Below are 20,600 nucleotides of genomic sequence, written 5' to 3'. Positions count from 1 at the left end.
CGAATTGGCGTTTAAAGGAGCTGCAAACGGGCCAGCCGCGCCGCCAAATGCAGGGCGGCGAGCCTGCCCGTTCCCCTTGGGTCTCCCCCGCACAGCTCGAAGATCCGCTGCAGCCGGTGGTGCATGGACTGCCGTTCCAGGTGCAGTTCGCGCGCAGCCTGGGCTGTGTTGCAGCCAGTGTCCAGCCAGACGGTCAGCGTCCGCAGAAGCTGGGATCGCCGCAGCCGGTCATGCTCGACGACGGCACCCAACTGCCGCTGCACGAACCCTTCCCGGGTGGCTGGGTCGAGATGTTCCTCAGCGAGGCGTTCCACGGCGAAGGCTTCAGCATCCACCACTCCACCACCCACTAAATCCAGGTCCAGCGTCCGTCGCGCCTCGGCCAGCGACCAGGGAGCCTCATCGATCCCCTTGCCCACGGGGCCAAGCGCTATCGCAGATCCGGCTGGCGTCTCCAAGGCCCGGAGAGCATCCATCAGGGCTGCCCGGGTTGCTGCGCCATCCCCAAGGGAAGCGAGCGCGATCAGCTCCGCATTATCCGCATAGCTGGCACTGTGCGGCACGTGTATACGCAGCAGTGCATCAAGGGCCGAGCGAAGATGCCCTGCACCGGTGGAGCGGATCACCAGCGCAGCAACCTGGCCGTTCACGGGAAAGCCCGACGCCGGCCCAAGCTGCTGGAGCTGCCACGATTGGCTCCCGGAATTGATGGCACGCATCAGTTCAATGCCCGCCAACTCCTTCAATCCTGGCGGCATCCGCTGCAACAGGGCCAGGCCAAGGATGTCCACGGACCGCTCTCCCGCCACGCGCGCGAGGCCACTATCGCCGTCGTCGGGCACGTGCAGCTCCAAGCGGGCGGCGAGGACGCCACGCACCGGCACATCAACCGTGATGAGCCCACTGTCCTCCGCCAGCGAATCCGAGCCGGCCGCTGGACCCGCTGCAGACCCTGCTGCCGAGCTCGCCGCGGAACCCAGGGTGAGGCCCGACGGCGATACCAACCGCGCGCTGGAACCTGTCCTTTCTGCCAAAACAGCCAGAAGTTGGTCAAGTCCGCCGCCATGGGCGAGTTCGGCGGCCATCGCGTGGCTGGTTTGATCGCCGCGTTGAAGCTGTTCGACGGACTCGCTGACCAGGAGCGAGTTGATCTCCTGCATGACGGCAACGAAAGGAACAACGTGACGCAATTCAATAACGGGCAGGCCTGCGGCTTCGGCAGCCTCCAGCATGGGACCGGGAACTTCGGGCAGTGTCGATCCGGTTTCGAGTGCCAGTGCAGCTATGCCACGGGCCGCTAGCGCCCGGACGTATTGGGCTTGCCGTTCGGCGCTCTCAAGGGCAAGCGCCTGGCCGCCGCTGAGGAGCAGTTCGCCACCGCTGAGGAGCGGAGCGATGTCCAAAACCTCGCTGGAGTGCACCCAACGGACGGGCCGGGTCAGGGCATCCGCCACTGAGTTAAGGAGACGGGGCTCGGCGGCTTTGAGGCTTTCACGTTCCAAGGCTTGGCCCAGAAGGATTGACATGACACTCCGTAAGGTGGAATACAGTTTCTTTAGACACATCGTATCTTGTTGCTGTGATGTGTGGCACATACGCTGAAGGAGTCCCTTTCACACACGGAGGATCTCCCTCATGCAAGACAACCTCTCCCCTGCGTCATCGCAGCCTGCGTCACAGCAGCCTGCTTCAGCGCGGCCAGGCTCAGCGCAGTCAGGTCCGGCAACGGCGCCGGCCCATGACAGCGAAGCCTGGCTGCAGCCCATCCCCGAGTCAGACCGTACGCGCAAGGTCTCAGGCCAGTTCTGGATCTGGGCCGGCGCCAACCTCGCTCCCATCAACTGGGTGCTGGGCGCACTCGGAATCCACCTCGGCCTCGGCTTTGCCGACACCGTCTTTGTCCTCGTCCTGGGCAACCTGATCGGCATGCTGCTGTTTGGCTGCTTCGTCCTCCTTGGCCAAAAGACCGGCGCCACAGGCATGGTCCTGGCCCGGGCCGCCTTCGGCCGGCGCGGCAACTACCTCCCCGCCGCAATCCAGGCACTCCTGGTCATCGGGTGGTGCGCGGTCAATACGTGGATCATTCTGGACCTTGTCATGGCTCTCTTCGGAACGCTGGGCTGGGTGGATCCCACCGCAAAGAACTACGTCTGGAAGATCGGCGTCGCCACCGTCATCATGGCCGCCCAGGTTGCCATTGCCTGGTTCGGCTACAAGGCGATCGCTGCTTTCGAAAAGTGGACTGTTCCGCCCACCATCATCATCCTGGCCGTCATGTCCGCCGTTGCATGGATCGGCATGAAGATCGATTGGGGTTACGCCGGTCCAGCTGGCCACATCCTTGAGGGATCCGAGCGGATCGCTGCAATGAGCGCCGTAATGACCGCCATTGGCATCGGCTGGGGCATCACCTGGTTCACGTACGCCGCGGACTACTCGCGCTTCGTCAGCACCTCCGTTCCCAAGCGCAAGGTCTACCTGGCTTCGGTCCTTGGCCAGTTCATTCCCGTGGTTTGGCTCGGCGTCCTCGGCGCGAGCCTTGCGACCAACAGCGGCGAGATCGACCCCGGCAAACTGATCGTTCAGAACTTCGGAGTCCTTGCCCTTCCTGTCCTCCTCATGGTGTTGCACGGCCCCATTGCCACCAACATCCTGAACATCTACACCTTCTCAGTGGCCACACAGGCCCTGGACATCAATATCAATCGTCGCAAGCTCAACCTGTTCGTCGGCGTCTTCTCGCTGCTCGCCGTGGTGTTCTTCATCTTCCAGGAGGACTTCGCCTCGGTGCTCGACGCCTGGCTGATCGGCCTCGTTGCGTGGGTAGCTGCATGGGGCGGCGTCATGTTGGTGCACTACTTCTGGCTGGAGAAGCGCTGGCCCGGAAAGGTTGAACGGCTCTTCGACGGGGTCGGCACCAAGCGCCTCCCTGTGATCAACTGGGCCGGTATCGTCTCCCTGCTGGTTGGCATCTTCTGCACCTGGCTGTTCATGTACGGGCTGATACCAGTGATGCAAGGCCCCATCGCGGTGGCACTTGGCGGCTGGGATCTCTCATGGCTGGCCGGCGGACTTACCAGCGCCGCAGCCTACGCAATCCTCGGGCCGCGGGCACACCGAAAGTTTGTCCTTGCTGATTCGAATCACGTCTCCGTCACTCAAGCTGCCCCGGGCGCTCCGGCAGTTCCCGTAGCTTCCGAAAGGACCACAGCATGAGCCAGCCCGCCTTCGCGGACTCCCTCCACCCGATCACCTGGCCAGAGGGCTTCAAAGCCGCAGCGTCCTTCACCTTCGACGTCGACGCCGAGTCCTGCACCATCGCCCACGATCCCTCCAGCACCCGGCGCATGTCCCTCATGAGCCACCAGTCGTATGGTCCCAAAATCGCCGTCCCGCGGCTCCTGCAGATCCTGGATCGCCAGGACATCAAGGGAACGTTCTTCATCCCTGGATTTACTGCGGAGAGCTACCCGGATGTAGTGCGCAGGATCGCTGACGGTGGGCACGAAATAGCCCACCATGGCTACCTTCACGAGCCAATGCAGGCCATCGACGCCGCAACCGAGGCCAGTTACCTGGACCGGGGTTTGGAAGCACTGGCCAACGTTGCCGGTGTTCGGCCAGTGGGCTACCGGGCTCCGTGGTGGGAGTTGAACTGGCAGTCGCCCGCGCTGCTCGCGGACCGAGGCTTCCTTTACGACTCAAGCCTGCTCGACGGCGATGCCCCCTACCGTATGTCAGTGGCCGAGGACGACCCCCGGGACATCGTGGAGATTCCCGTTGACTGGGCCTTGGATGACTGGGAGCAGTACGCGTTCTACCCCGGCATCACGGGCAGCGGCGTCATCGAAAGCCCGGCCAAGGCCTTGGAAATGTGGACTCTTGACGCCCAGGCGCACCATGCCCAGGGCAGCTGCTTCGTCCTGACCAACCACCCGTTCATCTCCGGTCGGCCGTCCAGGGCCGTCGCCTTGGAGCAGCTGATCGAACGGGTCAAGGGACTTGAGGGCATGTGGGTCACCACTCTTGCCGAGATCGCACAGCACACGAAGGATACGGTTCAGGAAATCCACACCCACGCCCGGATCGACGTCCCCTTGTTCCCAGGAGCCGGTGCTTCCTTCCGCCCGGCCCAGGTACGGGTACCCACCCTCAGCTAACACTTCGCCGAGATGGCAGCACGCCCCCATGTTCTGGCTGCACATGGGGGTCTGCTGCCATCTCGGCGGAGGTCCTTAAGCGCTTACGGCGTTGATCCAAACCCCAATGATCCAGGTGCTCGCGGCGGCACAAGCAAGACCGAACTCCACGAGAATCCCGATGCCGGTCGCCTTGAGCGCGGCGCCGCTCGTACGGACAGCGGTGCGGAAGTCACGGGTCCGCTGGACCTCGCTCAGCAGGAGCCCGACGGCGAACCCCACCACGAGTCCGACCACCGGAATCACGAACATTCCCACCACGCCGAGAACTATCCCAATCACAACGGACCTGTTGGGAATCCCGTGCTGTTTCAGCTTTCGCCCTGTGAGCACAGCACTGGCAGCCATTCCGGCCACTACGAACACCACGCCGATGGCGAAGATCACCCAGCCGAGCGTTCCGGCGCCGCCCCAAATTGCCCACGCGAGGAGGCTCGCACCAATGAGGATGCTTCCCGGAAGGACAGGGATGATGGTCCCGGCAACCCCAACCGCAATGGCCAGGCCGCACAGGATAGTCACGACGAGTTCGGCATTCATGGCCCCAAGTCTATGGGCCAGCAACCCGGGGTCACTTCTGGCCCCTTTGGGAGGCCAACATGGGCCACAAGTGACCCCGCGTTGCTCCTTAACGAACAACGACGGCGACGCTCCCCAGCATGGGAGGCGTCGCCGTCGTCGGTTGGTTAGTCGTAACCGCTATTCGGTCACTGCTGCGGCAACAGCCGCGGTGACTGCCGGTGCCACTCGGGCGTCCAGCGGGCTCGGCACGATGTAGTCAGCGGAGAGGTCTTCCTCGGCCAGCTCAGCGATTGCGCGTGCAGCGGCGATCTTCATTGCGGGCGTGATGCGGCGGGCCTTGGCGTCCAGTGCGCCACGGAAGATGCCTGGGAAGGCCAGCACGTTGTTGATCTGGTTCGGGAAGTCGCTGCGGCCCGTGGCAACTACGGCCGCGTACTTCTGGGCAACCTCGGGGAGAACTTCAGGGTCCGGGTTGGACAGGGCGAACACGATCGACTGATCGTTCATGAGCTTCAGGTGTTCTTCATCCAGCTTGGAGGAGGAAACGCCTACGAACACATCGGCTCCGGTCAGGCCCTCGCCCGGACCACCTGTGATGCCGCGGGGGTTGGTGCGCTGAGTCATGCGGGCCTTGACGCTGCCGGGATCGGCCACAAGATCGGCACGCTCAGCGTTGACTACGCCCTTGGAGTCGAGCAGGATGACGTCCTTGATGCCAACAGCCAGAAGAATCTCGGCAATCGCAATACCGGCGGCACCTGCGCCGGAGACAACGACTTTGAGCCCCGAAAGTTCGCGCTTGGTCACCTTGGCAGCGTTGGTCAGGGCAGCGAGAACCACGACGGCGGTGCCGTGCTGGTCGTCGTGCATGACGGGGCAGTCGAGTGCTTCGATGAGGCGCTCTTCGAGTTCGAAGCAACGTGGAGCGGAGATGTCCTCAAGGTTCACTGCACCGAAGCTCGGGCGGAGGCGGACCAAGGTCTCGATGATCTCGTCCACGTTGGTGGTGTTGAGAACCAGCGGGATGGAGTCGAGGTCGCCGAAGGACTTGAAGAGGGCAGACTTTCCTTCCATGACCGGGAGGGAAGCGCTGGGGCCGATGTTGCCCAGGCCCAGTACGGCGGTGCCGTCGCTGACAACAACAACCAGGCGCTCAGCCCAGGTGTGGGTGCGGGCGAGCTCGGGGTTGGCGTGGATCGCGCGGCTGACCTGGGCGACGCCCGGGGTGTACGCGATGGAAAGGTCACGCTTGTTGTTCAGGGGAACGGTGCTGGAAATCGTGAGCTTGCCGCCCTCGTGTGCTGCGAAGATCTCTTCTTCGCTCAGTACCAAGGCGTCATTGTCAGTAGCGATTGTCTCAATGGACACGTCTTTGTCTCCTCAGGCTAGCCGTGGACCCACGGCATGATTCGGGCAGGAACAGAACTGCTGGTTCGGACCAAGGGTGGCTGGCCCGGAAGGTGCATCTGCAGGTATGGGCTGCTAGCCGCTTCGGTACTTCCAGCGTAGGGAAGCATGGAGGGTACAAGATTCAATACCAAGAGAGACGATTCGAGAGTAAAACGTTTGGGCAGATTCAAAAGTGATCCAGCTCACGCGAAAAAACGCATTCTTAAGAGCCGGTGGTCTAGACCGGAAGACCTATATCGTCATTCTCCGGTCAGCAGGCTGCACGCCTTCTTGAGGTCTTTTTCGGCTTCAAAGAGCGACAAGCGACGACACCGGACGGCCTGGACCAGACCACTGACCAGATGCAACAGAATCCTGGCCTTCGGGGCGTCATTTCCGGGCTCTTTACTCAAGGAACCCACAACTTCTTCGGACAAGAGATCAATCTCGCGCAGCAGCTGGGCGGTATCGCTATCTTTCCCGGCAGGCCGGATGAGGCAGTGCTCCACGCCGGGCTGCATGACCCTCAGGTGGAAGATCTCCATCATCAGACCTGACAAAGCATGGCCCTTGCCCTTCCTCTGGCGCACGCCGTCGCGAAGCTCGCGCAACTGCTGCCGGTAGACGGCCAACATCAGGTGCGCTGTGGAGGGGAAGTAGCGGTAAAGCGTGCCCAGCGGGACGTCCGCTTTGGCGGCAACGTCCGACAAACTCAAGGTGTCGAACTGACGTTGGGCAAAGCCCGCCGCTGTCTTCAGGATGCGGGCATAGCGCAGCTGCTGCCGCGGCGTGGTCGGTGCGGCAGCCATACGGGGCAACCCCGTCGTCAGATCAAGGGAGTACGGTTCCAGGGAAAACGGTTCGGGCATTTCCGGCGATCTCTTGGCAGGCTGGCAAGGAAACGGCCGGCTTGGGTCACAAGACCCGCGGCAGGCCGATCGCATCAATGATACGTGAGCAAAATGACCGTTTCCTGAGAGCGCCCCGCTTTGAACGCATCCCATGCCGCTCCCGGGAAAGGGCGGGTGCCACACATACACTGCAGGAAGATTACGGACAAACAACTGAGTCGCAGATCAGCTCGTTCTGGGCGCTCAAAACGGCATCAACGGCGACTCAGTTGGGTTGGCACGCGCGGGAGGAAGACCACTATGGGGAATTTTCGACGTCGGATGGCAGCAGCGCTGCTGACCGCCGCTGTGGCGGCGGTGGCACTGAGCCCCCTGCCGGCGTCGGGCGCATCCAGCAACGGACCGGACCCCGTAGTCATCGGCGATGCGTTTGTTGGAAAGACGCTAACAACGGAAATCGGCCCGTACACCTTCTATGGCTGCGGCGGCGGAAAGGGCCCGGACTTCACCGTTTACTGGACAAGGGACGGCTTCCTTGTGGCGGGCGAAACCGGGCGCAGCTACCTCCTGCAGCAGGATGACACGGGCGCGCGGATGGCCGTGCACCTGACCGCCAGCAAAACCGCCTGCGGAGGCGAAACCCTCCACAGCGACGAGACCGGACCCGTCGCTGCACCCAACCGGGCCAACGGATTCACGGGCCGCAGCTTCGAACTCCTGACGCGTGGAAGCGACGGCTCGTTGATGCTGTACGGGAGGACGGGCGCCGCGTGGGATGCCGCCCGCACCGTGGGCTGGGGGTGGAACGTCTTCAACCTTGTCCTTTCCCCCGGAGACTTCAACGGTGACGGCAAGGGCGACGTGATCGCACGGGATTCAGCAGGCACTCTTTATCTCTATGCCGGTGACGGAACCGGGGGTTGGAAGCCGGCCCAGACCATCGGCAAGGGCTGGAACATTTTCGACTCAATCGTCAGTCCCGGCGACTTCAATGGGGACGGCAACAACGACATCCTGGCCAGGGAACCCGGCGGCGCCCTCTATTTGTACCCGGGCAATGGTTCCGGAGGCTGGCTGGCGAGGACCGCCGTCGGGCAGGGCTGGCAAGTGATGGACACCCTGCTGACGCCCGGCGATTTCAACGGCGATGGCAAGGTGGACGTGTTGGCGCGTGACCGCAACGGCTACCTGTACTTCTACGGCGGGAACGGGGCGGGCGGCTGGACGCGGTCGTGGCTGGTCGGCGTCGGCTGGAATGTCCTCAAAGCCGCTGGTGCTGCCGGTGATTTCGACAATGATGGCTTCCCGGACGTTTACGGCGTGGACCAGCAGGGCCGCCTGGTGATCTATTACAGCGATGGTCGGACGGGATGGCGCACATCCCAGGTCGTCGGCAATGGCTGGGGCGGTTTCACAGCAATCTTCTAGCGGAGTCCCAGCCGCGGTAAGATTAGGCGCATAAGTCTGGGGAGGACACAATGAACGCTCTATCATGCCGTGCATCAGGCGTGCGCCGAGCGGTAGCCGGGATTGCGGCCGCGCTTATTGCCGCCGTCGCTTTCGCCCCGGCACCTGCCATGGCAACCATGGACCCCACAGATCCCGTGGTTCACGGTGCGCCGTTTGTTGGCTCCACGCTCAGCGTGGAGATCGATCCTGCTTCCTACCGGGGCTGCGGCCAGGCCGCTGGCCCCGACTACCACATCTACTGGACCCGTGACGGCGAGCACGCTGACGACCACACGGAGTGGTGGAACTACAGGCTCACCGAAGAGGACCGCGGCAAGACCATCGCCGCTTACGTCGCCTCGAACTATCCTTGTGACCCCATGGAAGTTGGCAGCGCCGAGACTGTAGAGATCTCCGCCTCCAACCGGGCCAACGGCTTTACCGGGCGTGGCACCTTCGAATTGCTTGCCCGCCGCGCAGACGGCACCCTCATGCTGTATCCCCGCGTTGGCGGCGCCTGGGAATCCGCCCGAACCGTGGGTCCGGGCTGGAATGGTTTCGGGACCGTCCTCTCCCCCGGCGACTTCACTGGGGACGGCAACAACGACATTCTCGCCAAGGACTCGGCCGGGAACCTCTTCCTCTACGCAGGAACCGGAGATGGCCGGTTCTCCGCAGGCCGCCAAATAGGCTCGGGATGGAATGGCTTTAACTCGATAGTCTCCCCTGGCGACTTCAATGGGGACGGCAACAACGACATCCTCGCCCGCGACTCCGGCGGCCTGCTCTACCTCTACCCCGGAAACGGCGACGGCGGCTGGCTCAGCCGATCTCTTGTTGGCAGCGGCTGGAACGTGGTCAACAAGATCGTCACGCCCGGCGACTTTGACGGCGACCACAACGTGGACATCCTGGCTCGCGACACCTCAGGTGCCCTGCGCCTGTACAAGGGCAACGGAGCTGGCGGCTGGGCAGGCATGGCCGTGATCGGGCAAGGTTGGAACGGCATGGCGGCTATTGGCGCCGCCGGTGACATCGACGGTAACGGCAATGTAGACGTCTATGCAGTGGACGGATCCGGCCAGCTGCTGGCCTACTACGGCGACGGCGACGGCGGCTGGAACGGCGCCCAAACCATTGGCTGGGGTTGGGGCGGGTTTAACGCCTTGTTCTAGGGATTGGGGGATACCATGACGACTTTTTCATCTGTGCGGCCAGGGGCTTTTGTGCATTCAGCTTTTGTGCATTCAGTACGGACGGGTTTTCACATCCTTCTAGCCATCCTCCTGTGCTCTGCGCTGGCAATTGCAGTCCCGCCTCCCAGCGCTACGGCTGCGGGACCAAACGTGCCTCTTCCCACAGTGGTCACCCGTACTTCGCCAGCCACGGTGGGTCCCGGGAGTGTTATCTCTTTGTCCTTCACCCTGAGCGGTCCCGCGAAGGAAGTAGGTTTCACCTACGTCAATGAGGACACCTTGGAGCAGGCCACCCTCTACGGACCTACCAGCCAGCTGTCCGGGCCCTACAGTGCGCAAGCCAAAGTGCCCGTGGACGGGAGCGCCTTCCAGCGAACCGGGCGCTACAAACTCCTCAGCGTCAACATCCTGCTCCCCGTGGGCCAGGGGGTTGTCCGCTACGGCCGCGACGGCAACATCCTCTTCCTTTCGCAGGGGCTGGAAGCACCAACCCAGCGGCCGGGGGCCTTGGACGGCGTCGACTTCGCCGTCAACAATCCCAATTTCCCGCTGGTGGACAATCCAAATACCAAGCCGCCAACCATCACCGGCGTAGCCCGCTACGACCAAGTGTTGACGACGGACAACGGCTCTTGGACCCAAACGCCCACCGGCTTCGCCTACCAGTGGCTGCGCAATGGCCAGCCGATCCCTGGAGCCACGCTCAACACTTACCGCATTGCAGAAGCAGACCTGGACCAGACGCTGTCAGTACGGGTCACGGCCACGCGGGCAGGCTACCGGGCTGTGTCGGCATCCTCGCTCCCACTGACTCCCACGTCACCCATCACAGCAACCGCTCCTACCCTCCAGGGCAAGCTGATCGTGGGCGAGAAGCTCACCGGCGTCTTCAACGAAGGCAGTGTTTCCAGTGGGACAGCCGGCGGGCCCGTAAGCGTCAGGTATGAATGGGTGCGCAACGGTACGTTGATCAGCGGTGCGACGACGAAGACTTACACGCTACAGGCAGCGGATCGTGGCGCCGTCGTTGGTTTCCGGGCAGTAGTCCAGGCGGGTAATCCAGTGACGGCCACCCGCCCGTTTACGGTTTTCGGCCGCACCGTGATTCGGAACAAGCCGCACACAGCAGGTTTCGACGCCGGGGCCTCCATGGACCTGTTCGCGCGGAATGCTGCGGCGAACCTGCTCCTCTACCCCACTGACGGCGCTGGCCACTGGCAAACTCCCCGGACTATCGGCTTTGGTTGGGACGTGTTCGATATCGTCTTCAACGCGGGCGACTTTGACGGAGACGGTTTCAATGACGTCATCGCCAGGGACCACGACGGGGCCTTGTTCCTGTACCCGGGCAACGGGACTGGCGGCTGGCTTCCACGCAAGCAAATCGGCTGGGGCTGGGACGTCTTCGATTCCATCATCGCCGCAGGCGACTTCTCCGGCGACGGCAACAACGATGTCCTCGCCCGCACTCCCTTGGGCGCCTTGGTGCTGTACCCAGGCAACGGGACGGGCGGCTTCAAAGCCCCCGGCGCCGTGGGCCAAGGGTGGGACGCCCTCAGCCAGGTCTTCTCGCCCGGGGACTTCGACGGCGACGGCAACCCTGACGTCCTGGGCCGCGACAGCACCGGAAACCTGCGGCTCTACGGTGGCAACGGCAACGGCGGATGGACAACCGCCCGGTCCATTGGCACAGGCTGGAACGTCATGTCCCGCATTGGTGGGGCCGGCGATTTCAACGGAGATGGCTTCAACGACGTCTGGGCCATCGACACCGCCGGCCAACTGAACATGTACTACGGCAGCGGCATCGGAGGATGGAAAGGCGCCGGCGTTGTTGGCTGGGGCTGGGGCGGGTTCACGGCGGTTTTCTAAGCCGATTTTGGTTGCGTTTTGGGTTTGACTTGTCTTTTGCTTGAATTTTTGCCAGCAAATTCCCAGACTGTCCGCGTCTCCATGTACTCTCAAGTCACTTACACGCGCTGGCCATCTGCGACCGGTCTGATTTGGGGGAAACATGGGGAGCACTCCTCTGCGCCGCGTGCGCAGTTGGCTGGCCGCATTTATGGGCAGCGTTATTTTGGTCGGCGGTCTGGGTTTGGCACCCGCAGCCCATGCCGATGACACGTTCGCACCGGTACCTGTAGCGGTCTCCACGACGCCAGACGCGATCAGCACTGGAGGGCAGGCAACATCACACGTTACCTTCCAGGCATCCGGTCCGATTACCGACGTGTACGTCCTGTTCCGGAATACAGCAACGGGTAAACTCCACACGACGATGACGCAGGGCTCGTACAGCTCCGCTGATTCGACGTACTCGTTCGACGTCTTCTTTGCACAGGGGACACCGCCGGGAACATACCTTGCCCAGTACATGCAGATTCAAACCGCCGCTGGTCAGGAAGTTGGCTACTGGCGCGACGGTTCCTTGATCCACAACCCCGGCAACCTCCCCTCGTCCGGAACTGCGGCTGTGGCCTTGGATGCCTTGGACTTCAACTACGTGACTCCCGTAGACATCGATCGTCCCCACACGTCTGGCTTCTACCGCGCAGAGTATTGGGATTCGTACACGATGAGCCTGTTCGTCCGGGACTCCTGGGGCCGCCTCGGCTTGTTCCCCACCGGTGGAAATGGCACGTGGCAGCAGGCATATGAAGTCGGCTCGGGGTGGAATATCTTCAACACGATGTTCGCTGCCGGCGACTTCAACAACGACGGCGAGAATGACGTGATCGCCCGTGACAGCGCCGGCTCGCTCTTCCTCTATCCAGCCGGCTGGCACGGCGGTTGGTACCCGAGACAACAGATCGGTTGGGGTTGGGGAATCTTCAGCACCATCTTCGCGGCAGGCGACTTTAGTGGGGACGGCAACAACGACCTCCTTGCCCGCAAGTCTTCCGGTGAGCTCGTGCTGTACCCGGGCAACGGCCAAGGCGGATTCCTGGCTGCTTCGACGATTGGCTGGGGCTGGGGCGGCATGACTTCGCTGTTCTCCCCGGGTGATTTCGACGGCGACCACAAGCCTGATGTGCTGGCCCGTGACGGCGCCGGAAACCTCGTCTTCTACGGTGGCAATGGTCATGGCGGCTGGACCACCAGCCGTGTGATCGGCCAGGGCTGGAACGCCATCACCAAGCTCGGCGGCGCCGGCGACTTCGACGGCGATGGCGCCAACGACGTCTGGGGCATCGACACTTCGGGTCAGATGCGCATGTACTACGGCAACGGCTCAGGCGGCTGGAAGGGCTCCGCTGTAGTTGGCTGGGGCTGGGGCGGCTTCAACGCTGTCTTCTAGGGCTTTATCTCGTTGGAAGGGGCCCCGACCGGATTGATTGGGCGGGGTCCCTGCTTTAGCACTGCATGACCCTTACTACCGCCGGTTGGATCTCGCCCAACCCTTCCCTTGGAGGATCCCTTGGAGCCCTGTACTCCTTCACCCAGCGTCGCGCCACGGCTGCGCCGTTTACTGTCAATCCTGACCGCGTCCCTGGTGGCGGGTCTTCTTGTGGCTCCGGCCCTGCCTGCACATGGTTCCGTACCGGCGCTTGGAGTGCCTTCCCGCTTGGTATATATCAACGGCACACCCCAACTGGGCGGCGATCCAACCGTCGGCGGTTTGCTAAAGGTGGACATCTCGCAGACGTTTGCCCATGTTTCACCTGAGGGAGGAGCTCCGTCCGTTTCTTACTCCTGGACCAGGGATGGAGTGGAGATTCCGGGCGCAAGTGGCCTAACGTATCGCGCAACATCAGCTGACTTGGGACGCGTAATAGCTGCGAGCGTTACCATCGTCTACGACGCCGACTCGCAACTCACGGTCCAGGCGGCCAACCCGTTGCGGGTTGCAGCAGCGGCGCGCGCCCGCGGATTCAATGGCGACGGCACACTTGATATCTTCGCCCGTGACTCCTCCGGCCGTTTGTTGCTCTACCCCACGGACGGGCACGGCAATTGGCAGGCAACCCAAGTGATCGGTTGGGGTTGGAACAACTTCGACCTGTTGGTCTCTCCCGGTGATTTCGACGGCGACGGCACAGTCGACGTCATAGCCCGGGACCCCCAGGGACGTCTCTTCCTCTACCAAGGAAATGGTTCTGGAGGGTGGAAGAAGGCCTTCCAGATCGGCCAGGGATGGCAGGGATTCAAGGACCTTGTGGCGCCCGGCGACTTCAACGGTGACGGTACAAACGACATCCTGGCAAAGGACAACGCGGGCAATCTGTTCCTCTATCCAGGGAACGGCCGGGGTGGATGGCTCTCCCCATACAAGATCGGGCCGGGGTGGGAAAGCTACTATGTCGTCGGTGCCGGACATTTCCTTGGCACTTCGGACCTTGTTGTTCTCACCCGCCCTTTCTGGGGAAACCTGGAAGTGCGAACCACGCAACGAAACGGGTGGTTCGAAGAATATGGCCTGCCTGGAGGTTTTGCCGGCTCCATCGGGTGGGGCTGGGAATCACTGGCACGCATCGGCGTAGCCGGCGACTTCAACGGGGACGGAGACTCCGATGTCTACGGAATCGACAACGCCGGCCGCCTGACAATGTATCTGGGCGATACCTCGGGCATACGCCACTCCGGCATCTACGGCTATCGGTGGAAGGGTTCACCCGTCGTCGGTTGGGGCTGGGGTAGCTTCACCGCCGTCTTCTAGGCGCATTCTTCCGCCCTTTGGCAACGCAGCTTCTCTTTAGGAGACTTGGACATGACGAATTGTTCGACCCGATTCTCAGGCCGCCATCTGCGTATCCTGGCACTAGTGTCAACGGTCATGCTGGCGAGTCTTCTTCTGCACACCCCAACTGCTGAGGCAGCGCCAATAGGCGCTCGTTCGTCAGCCGTGAAGTCCTACGTATGGCCGCCGGATCCGGCGTTCTTGAGCATCAGCGCAGCAAGCACGGCAACCGTTCCCGTGGGTGGTGAGCTCCGATTGAATTTCACGGTTGCACGACCTGCAACCTCGGTAGATTTTGTAATGCTGGATGAATCCGGGGCAACGGAGAGCTTCATGTTCTGGAAACTCTCTCCTGATGCCCAGCCACAACTTAACGGGACAGCAGTTCGCACCGTGCAGGCAAGCGAGGCAACCGGAAAATACACACTCAGACAGGCCAGGGTTCGCTTTGCTGACGGTTCATCCGCGACAATAGACCCCCGAAAATACAGCGGGGCTTCGTCTGTGACGGATGACTTTCCGCAGGCTACGTTCACCGTCAGTAACCCGGCTATAAAACTTCAGCCAAACGTTAACCTGACGCCTGCCTACATTGAGGGGCCGCCTGAAACCGGGATTTGGGCGAGAACCAACCTTGGAACGTGGAAAGGCGGAGTATCCCATGCTGACTACCAGTGGATGCTTGACGGGGTGGACCTCGAGTACAAGTCCTATGACTATTACCTGTCCTCTTTTGCCGTAGGCTCGATGGTTTCCTTCAGAGCGAAGGTCTATTCACCTGGATTTCTGCCCACGATGGTCGTCTCGAAATCGGCAGGCCCCGTTATTCAGCCTCGTCGCCCCAAGGTATTGGGTGAAGGAGCTGTTGGCTCCATTCTGCGAACTGACTTCAGCCTTTCCGAGGTATCCATTCCGCCCGGGGCAAGCCCAATTGTCAAGTACCGCTGGGTCGGACCTCCCTATGCGGAGCGACCGAGCGGTGCAACCTATCGTCCGACTCCGCAGGACCAGGCTCATGCCTACTCCGAGCACTTTGTCGCGGCTGAGGTCACCGTTTCGTCCGGCTGGGACACTTTGCGGGTTGTGACCAGCGAATGGAAGGAAAATATCAAGGATTCCCACTGGTCCAGTGGATTCGATGGCGATGGAACAACGGATTTCCTGGCCCGCGACCGGTCCGGCATCCTTAGCATGTATCCCACGTCAGCACAGGGCGGGTGGCAGGCGCCCCGCGCTGTCGGGCAGGGATGGTCTGGGATGACGTCCATCTTCAAGACAGGCGATCTTGACCGCGATGCCAAGAACGATGTCGTGGCCCGGGATACCGAGGGCCGCCTCTTCCTCTATCCGGGAGACGGCCAAGGCGGATGGCTCCAACCGCGGCAAATCGGCACAGGCTGGAATGTCTTCAACACCATCTTTTCAGCAACCAGTACGAACATCGACGGTGGCCATAGCGCCATTTACGGCCGCGACGCCAACGGAACCTTGTGGCAATTCGCCAGCTACAGCGGTGGTGGCCTGACCTACGGTGGATACCCGATCGGAACTGGTTGGAACATGTTCAACACGGTCTTCCCAGCCGGCGACTTCAACGGCGACGGCGTCGAGGACTTGATGGGCCGAACTCCCTCCGGGCTGCTCTATAGCTACCAAGTCGATGGCTCCACCATCGATCAACGCCAGGTCATAGGGGTTGGGTGGCAGGTGATGGCCAGAGTTGGAGCGGCCGGCGATTTCAACGCAGACGGTCATCAGGATGTTTATGGGATCGACTATTCCGGTCGAATGCACATGTACTACGGAAACGGCGCGGGTGGATGGAGTGGGTCCTCCGTCGTCGGTTGGGGCTGGGGCAACTTCACCGCCGTCTTCTAGACAACGCTCTTAATCTTCACCACGAACACGGCGCCCAGCAATCCGATGACTGCGGCGGCTACGTACAGCGAGACGTAGCCGCCCCAGTACGTGACAAACGGGAAAGCAATCAGCGGGGCAACCACCTGCGGCAGCGAGTTCGCCACATTGATCACACCCAGGTCCCTGCCACGGTCCAGCGCCGTTGGCACGACCTGAGTGATCAGTGCGAAATCAACGGCCAGATAGGCACCAAAACCGATGCCCAGGACAATGGCGCCCGTAATGGCGCCGGCCCACGTCGGTGCAAACCCGAGGATCAATGACGCTATAGCGATGATCACGGACGACGCGATCACCAAAGGCTTCCGCTTGCCCATCCGGTCGCTCAATGTTCCCCCGATCACGCTGGTGATAATCACCATGACCGCATACAGACCGGTCAGGATAAGCACTCCGAATGCAGGTTCGATGCCCTCGGTTTCCTTCACGTGCACGGCATCGCTGAGGAAGAACAGCAGATAGAGCGTGACCATGTGGTTGCCAATATTCACCAGCAAGCGCGTGAGCCATGCCCAGGCGAAATCCGGGTAGCGTTTCGGGGAGACCCAGAAGCCTTGGAAAAAACGCACAAGACTGAACGGTGGACGCGCCTGGGCTGGAAGCGGCTGGTCGTCATTCTTGAACAGATAAAGCACGACGCCGGCCAGCAGCGCCGCTGCACACACCAGGTAGCCTGCGGCAAAGTTTCCAGCCACGACGGCGGCAATCACCGCGCCTGCCAGGATGCCAACTGTTTGTCCCATGGCTGCCAAACCACCGACAGTGCCGCGTTGGGGCACTGGAACGCGGTCTGGAATCGCTGCCGTGATGGCAGCGTAAGCGCCGTTGCACCCGGTCTGCACCAAGCACCACAGCACCGTCATGACTGCGACGTTCGGCGCTCCCGCCAGTCCTACGAGTGCCACTGCCCCTAGGATCGCTCCCACGAGGACCCACGGAACGCGGCGTCCGAAGCGGGACACAGTCCTGTCACTGAAAGCGCCGAACAAGGGGTTGGCCACCAAGGAGACGGCTGCGCCGCAGCCCGTGACCAGAGCGAGGATCGCTTCTTTTTGGGCTTCGTCAAAGTGCGCCGCCTGCTGCCCAAGGAGCACCTGGATGGGGCCGAAGAATGCGGCATTGATGCCCACGTTGATGAGCACGACGCCAGTAATCCACAGGGTGCGGACCCGGTCCACTGGTTCGGCGAGAGCTGTGGCCGTGCCGCCCCGGACTATGGCGGGGTCCGGTACAGGACCGGGCAGGTCGGACAGGCTCATGGCAGGTTCCCCCTAGATTGAACGTCTGGATTCAGATTAGCGCGGGTGAAGGGCATGGAACCGAAGTTCACCTCAGTTATCCACATAGCCCACGACGTGCCCGTGCCGCTCACGTGGCGCACGCGTTAGTGTGGCCTCAAACGTATGGAGGAGAAGGACATGAGCGAGCAGATTAATACGGCTGATCTCTATGACGATCGAGGCGAGGAATTGGAGTCGGTTGCAGTCCAGTTCCAGAACCTGGGCGGTCACACGCACTTCAGCGGACAGGTACGCACCATCAGGTGCTTCGAGGACAACGCGCTGGTGAAGACCGTCCTTGGGACGCCCGGCGAAGGAGCCGTTCTGGTGGTTGATGGACAGGGATCATTGAGGACTGCCCTCATGGGAGACATGATCGCTGAAAGTGCTGTGGCCAATGGCTGGTCAGGCGTGATTATTAACGGAGCCGTCAGGGATCGCGAAGCCCTTGCCCGCCTGCCGCTGGGCATCAAGGCGCTGGGCAGCAACCCGAAGAAGAGCGCTAAGACGGGCGTAGGTGAGGTTGATGTCCAGCTGGTGATTGACCGTGTGAGGATCCAACCCGGTGTCATGATCTACAGCGATCCGGATGGCATTCTTGTGGAGCGCTGACCCCGGGGACTGGCCGACTTACGAAGGTTGTTCAAGAAACATTCTTCTTCCGGGAATCAAACAGGCATTAGGATAGTTACTGAAAGCAACTATCCTGCTTAAATCCACTTTTCTGCCACCTCTGGAGAAGATATGTCCAAATCTGCGCCCGTCCGGGCCGCCGGCGAGGTCCTGACCCATCGTCAGACGCTCACCGTCATGGTGGGACTCATGCTCGGCATGTTCCTGTCCTCACTGGACCAGACCATTGTGTCGACGTCCATCTACACCATCGCCAACGACCTCGACGGCTTGTCACTCCAGGCCTGGGCCACCACCGCGTACCTCATCACTTCTACTGTGAGTACGCCGCTCTACGGCAAGCTCAGCGACATCTTCGGGCGCCGTCCGCTGTACTTGGCAGCCATCCTGATCTTCCTGGCCGGATCCCTCTATGCCGGGTCGGTCCATTCCATGACGGAGCTTGCAATCGCCCGTGGCGTTCAGGGCCTTGGCGCAGGTGGCCTTTTGGCGCTGGCACTGACCATCATCGGCGACATCGTTGCTTTGAAGGACCGGGCCAAGTACCAGGGCTACTTCATGTCCGTATTCGGCATCTCCTCCGTCCTTGGCCCTGTCATCGGCGGCGCCTTCGCGGGAACATCGACCATCCTGGGCTTCGACGGCTGGCGCTGGGTATTCTTCATCAACCTTCCCATTGGCCTGGCCGCACTCACCGTGGTCTTTATGTTCCTTCACCTCCCTGCACGGCACGTGAAACAAAAGATCGACTATTGGGGCGCGGCAGCCATCACCCTGGCAATCGTTCCGCTCCTTCTTGTCGCCGAGCAAGGCCGGTCCTGGGGCTGGGCATCGGGTTCATCCTGGATCTGCTACGGCCTTGGCGTCGTTGGCATCGTGGCCTTCTTGTTCGCCGAGATGCGGGCCGGGGACTACGCGCTGATCCCCTTGCGTCTCTTTAAGAACGCAACCTTCGGTTTGTCATCCCTGCTGAACTTCATCATCGGCATCGGCATGTTCGGCGCCATCGCCATGCTCCCCATGTACTTGCAGCTGGTGAAGGGGCTCACCCCCACCGAAGCCGGGCTCATGATGATCACGTTCACCGTGGGCATCCTGTTCGGTTCGATCAGCGCCGGGCGCACCATCTCCTCGTCGGGCGTTTACCGGATCTTCCCCATCCTGGGTACGGCAACCCTGACTGGAGCCGCACTCGTCATGGGCCTGGTGCTCGGCGTGGACACGGGTCTCTGGGTTCCCGGACTCATTGCCGTGTTCTTCGGTGTCGGCCTGGGCTTCTGCATGCAGCCGCTGACACTCGCCATGCAGGTATCGGTGCCCCCGAAGGACATGGGCGTCGGAACCTCCACGGCGGCATTCTTCCGTTCCATGGGTGGAGCTGTGGGCACGGCTGTGTTCATCTCCATGCTGTTCAGCCTGGCCGCGGACAAGATCGCCGATGGCATGAAGACCGCTGCTTCCAGCCCGGACTACCAAGCGGTGATGAAGGATCCGGCCGTGGCGGCAGATCCCGCGAATGCCAAGCTCTTCGATTTCTTCAAGAATGGCGCCAACAACGATTCCCTGAACGACACCAGCTGGCTTCACGCAGCCAACAGCACCCTCACCAGGCCCATCACCGAGGGCTTCGCGCAGTCAATTGACACTGTGATGCTCACGGCAGCTGGCCTGATGCTCGTCGCCTTCCTCATCAGCTTCGCGTTGCCTAACAAGAAGCTCATGGACCCGAAGGCAGCAGCCAAGGAATCTGTCCCGGCCCACTAAGTCCTGAGGAACTGCTGGACTTTTAGACGGTTCAGTCGTTCGACAGGGGAATGGCAGGTAGTCCGTGGACCACCTGCCATTCCTTTTGTGGTTCTTGCCTACTTGCCTTCATTCATGGGGATGCGGACGCCGCGTTCGTTGGCGACTTCGACGGCGCGGTCGTAGCCGGCGTCGACGTGGCGGATGACGCCCATGCCGGGGTCGTTGGTCAGGAGCCGTTCGAGCTTCTCGGCTGCGAGGTCAGTGCCATCAGCCACGGAGACCTGCCCGGCGTGCAGGGACCGGCCGATACCGACACCGCCGCCGTGATGGATCGACACCCAGGTAGCGCCCGAGGAGGTGTTCAGCAGGGCGTTCAGCAACGGCCAGTCAGCAATAGCGTCGGAGCCGTCGGCCATGGCCTCGGTCTCCCGGTACGGGGACGCAACCGAACCCGAGTCCAGGTGATCACGGCCGATCACGATCGGGGCCTTGACCTTGCCCTCCTTCACCAGCTGGTTGAACAACAGCCCGGCCTTGGCGCGTTCGCCGTACCCGAGCCAGCAAATACGGGCCGGCAGGCCCTCGAATTCCACCCGCTCCGCCGCGGCGTCCAGCCACTTGTGCAGGTGCGTGTTCTCCGGGAAGAGCTCCTTGATGGCCTTGTCCGTCACGGCGATATCTTCCGGATCCCCCGACAGGGCAACCCAGCGGAACGGGCCCAGGCCCTCGCAGAACAA

16 protein-coding genes are annotated in these 20,600 nt (G+C 62.0%); 10 read left to right on the top strand and 6 right to left on the bottom strand.

Annotated elements, in window-relative coordinates:
• Nucleotides 1–11: 11 nt before the first annotated feature.
• Nucleotides 12–1,526 carry a PucR family transcriptional regulator gene (locus tag AC1DD5_RS21545; protein ID WP_442004510.1) on the bottom strand — a complete coding sequence of 505 codons (1,515 nt, stop codon included), beginning with the start codon at nt 1,524–1,526 and terminating at the stop codon, nt 12–14.
• Nucleotides 1,527–1,635: 109 nt separating this feature from the next.
• On the opposite strand from AC1DD5_RS21545, the gene AC1DD5_RS21540 reads away from it, so the two are divergent.
• The gene (locus tag AC1DD5_RS21540) at nt 1,636–3,216 is read left to right on the top strand and encodes a purine-cytosine permease family protein (protein ID WP_477518712.1); all 1,581 of its coding nucleotides are present in this window, start codon (nt 1,636–1,638) and stop codon (nt 3,214–3,216) included.
• A complete protein-coding gene (locus AC1DD5_RS21535) occupies nt 3,213–4,160 on the top strand; it encodes a polysaccharide deacetylase family protein (RefSeq protein WP_477518711.1) in 948 nt (315 codons plus the stop codon). The genes AC1DD5_RS21540 and AC1DD5_RS21535 overlap by 4 nt, the downstream gene beginning before the upstream one ends.
• Nucleotides 4,161–4,235: 75 nt before the next feature.
• On the opposite strand, the gene AC1DD5_RS21530 is transcribed toward AC1DD5_RS21535, so the two are convergent.
• From AC1DD5_RS21530 to AC1DD5_RS21520, 3 genes are all read right to left on the bottom strand, one after another.
• On the bottom strand, nt 4,236–4,739 hold the full coding sequence (locus AC1DD5_RS21530; protein WP_477518710.1) for a DUF456 domain-containing protein: 504 nt from the start codon (nt 4,737–4,739) through the stop codon (nt 4,236–4,238).
• Nucleotides 4,740–4,898: 159 nt separating this feature from the next.
• On the bottom strand, nt 4,899–6,089 hold the full coding sequence (locus tag AC1DD5_RS21525; RefSeq protein WP_477518709.1) for an NAD(P)-dependent malic enzyme: 1,191 nt from the start codon (nt 6,087–6,089) through the stop codon (nt 4,899–4,901).
• Between the two features lie 281 nt (nt 6,090–6,370).
• Nucleotides 6,371–6,979 (bottom strand): TetR/AcrR family transcriptional regulator, encoded by a 609-nt coding sequence (locus AC1DD5_RS21520; RefSeq protein WP_442004505.1) that lies wholly within the window; start codon nt 6,977–6,979, stop codon nt 6,371–6,373.
• A 282-nt stretch (nt 6,980–7,261) separates the two neighbouring features.
• Here AC1DD5_RS21520 and AC1DD5_RS21515 point away from each other — a divergent pair, with 282 nt between their 5' ends.
• The 6 genes from AC1DD5_RS21515 (at nt 7,262) to AC1DD5_RS21490 (ending at nt 16,162) form a co-directional block, all read left to right on the top strand.
• Nucleotides 7,262–8,389: an FG-GAP repeat domain-containing protein gene (locus AC1DD5_RS21515; RefSeq protein WP_477518708.1), complete on the top strand. Its 1,128-nt coding sequence runs from the start codon at nt 7,262–7,264 to the stop codon at nt 8,387–8,389.
• A 50-nt stretch (nt 8,390–8,439) separates the two neighbouring features.
• Nucleotides 8,440–9,585: an FG-GAP repeat domain-containing protein gene (locus AC1DD5_RS21510; RefSeq protein ID WP_477518707.1), complete on the top strand. Its 1,146-nt coding sequence runs from the start codon at nt 8,440–8,442 to the stop codon at nt 9,583–9,585.
• 171 nt (nt 9,586–9,756) lie between these two features.
• Nucleotides 9,757–11,478: an FG-GAP-like repeat-containing protein gene (locus AC1DD5_RS21505; RefSeq protein WP_477518706.1), complete on the top strand. Its 1,722-nt coding sequence runs from the start codon at nt 9,757–9,759 to the stop codon at nt 11,476–11,478.
• A 142-nt stretch (nt 11,479–11,620) separates the two neighbouring features.
• Nucleotides 11,621–12,904 (top strand): FG-GAP repeat domain-containing protein, encoded by a 1,284-nt coding sequence (locus tag AC1DD5_RS21500; RefSeq protein ID WP_477518705.1) that lies wholly within the window; start codon nt 11,621–11,623, stop codon nt 12,902–12,904.
• A gap of 120 nt (nt 12,905–13,024) precedes the next feature.
• Entirely contained in the window at nt 13,025–14,263 is a 1,239-nt protein-coding gene (locus AC1DD5_RS21495) for an FG-GAP repeat domain-containing protein (protein ID WP_477518704.1), read from the top strand.
• Between the two features lie 51 nt (nt 14,264–14,314).
• The gene (locus tag AC1DD5_RS21490) at nt 14,315–16,162 is read left to right on the top strand and encodes an FG-GAP repeat domain-containing protein (protein WP_477518703.1); all 1,848 of its coding nucleotides are present in this window, start codon (nt 14,315–14,317) and stop codon (nt 16,160–16,162) included.
• Here AC1DD5_RS21490 and AC1DD5_RS21485 read toward each other — a convergent pair.
• On the bottom strand, nt 16,159–17,463 hold the full coding sequence (locus AC1DD5_RS21485) for an MFS transporter (RefSeq protein WP_477522740.1): 1,305 nt from the start codon (nt 17,461–17,463) through the stop codon (nt 16,159–16,161). The two genes, AC1DD5_RS21490 and AC1DD5_RS21485, sit on opposite strands and share 4 nt — an antisense overlap.
• A gap of 159 nt (nt 17,464–17,622) precedes the next feature.
• Here AC1DD5_RS21485 and rraA point away from each other — a divergent pair, with 159 nt between their 5' ends.
• Both rraA and AC1DD5_RS21475 read left to right on the top strand, forming a co-directional pair.
• Nucleotides 17,623–18,096, top strand: coding sequence for a ribonuclease E activity regulator RraA (gene rraA, locus AC1DD5_RS21480; RefSeq protein ID WP_477515483.1), 474 nt, complete (start codon nt 17,623–17,625; stop codon nt 18,094–18,096).
• A gap of 132 nt (nt 18,097–18,228) precedes the next feature.
• Nucleotides 18,229–19,881 (top strand): MDR family MFS transporter, encoded by a 1,653-nt coding sequence (locus tag AC1DD5_RS21475; RefSeq protein ID WP_477518701.1) that lies wholly within the window; start codon nt 18,229–18,231, stop codon nt 19,879–19,881.
• Nucleotides 19,882–19,979: 98 nt separating this feature from the next.
• Here the strand turns inward: AC1DD5_RS21475 and AC1DD5_RS21470 are convergent.
• Nucleotides 19,980–20,600: urocanate hydratase family protein (locus AC1DD5_RS21470; RefSeq protein WP_477522739.1), on the bottom strand; the 621-nt coding region annotated here is incomplete at its 5' end.

It is taken from the genome of Paenarthrobacter sp. 10L420 (assembly GCF_056395385.1).
This window is presented reverse-complemented; position numbering and strand designations above follow the sequence as displayed.

What these genes read in the sequence shown, in the direction of transcription:
- AC1DD5_RS21545 (WP_442004510.1), bottom strand. Translation starts at nt 1,526, where the DNA reads ATGTCAATCCTTCTGGGCCAAGCCTTGGAACGTGAAAGCCTCAAAGCC.
- AC1DD5_RS21540 (WP_477518712.1), top strand. Translation starts at nt 1,636, where the DNA reads ATGCAAGACAACCTCTCCCCTGCGTCATCGCAGCCTGCGTCACAGCAG.
- AC1DD5_RS21535 (WP_477518711.1), top strand. Translation starts at nt 3,213, where the DNA reads ATGAGCCAGCCCGCCTTCGCGGACTCCCTCCACCCGATCACCTGGCCA.
- AC1DD5_RS21530 (WP_477518710.1), bottom strand. Translation starts at nt 4,739, where the DNA reads ATGAATGCCGAACTCGTCGTGACTATCCTGTGCGGCCTGGCCATTGCG.
- AC1DD5_RS21520 (WP_442004505.1), bottom strand. Translation starts at nt 6,979, where the DNA reads ATGCCCGAACCGTTTTCCCTGGAACCGTACTCCCTTGATCTGACGACG.
- AC1DD5_RS21515 (WP_477518708.1), top strand. Translation starts at nt 7,262, where the DNA reads ATGGGGAATTTTCGACGTCGGATGGCAGCAGCGCTGCTGACCGCCGCT.
- AC1DD5_RS21510 (WP_477518707.1), top strand. Translation starts at nt 8,440, where the DNA reads ATGAACGCTCTATCATGCCGTGCATCAGGCGTGCGCCGAGCGGTAGCC.
- AC1DD5_RS21500 (WP_477518705.1), top strand. Translation starts at nt 11,621, where the DNA reads ATGGGGAGCACTCCTCTGCGCCGCGTGCGCAGTTGGCTGGCCGCATTT.
- AC1DD5_RS21490 (WP_477518703.1), top strand. Translation starts at nt 14,315, where the DNA reads ATGACGAATTGTTCGACCCGATTCTCAGGCCGCCATCTGCGTATCCTG.
- AC1DD5_RS21485 (WP_477522740.1), bottom strand. Translation starts at nt 17,463, where the DNA reads ATGAGCCTGTCCGACCTGCCCGGTCCTGTACCGGACCCCGCCATAGTC.
- rraA (WP_477515483.1), top strand. Translation starts at nt 17,623, where the DNA reads ATGAGCGAGCAGATTAATACGGCTGATCTCTATGACGATCGAGGCGAG.
- AC1DD5_RS21475 (WP_477518701.1), top strand. Translation starts at nt 18,229, where the DNA reads ATGTCCAAATCTGCGCCCGTCCGGGCCGCCGGCGAGGTCCTGACCCAT.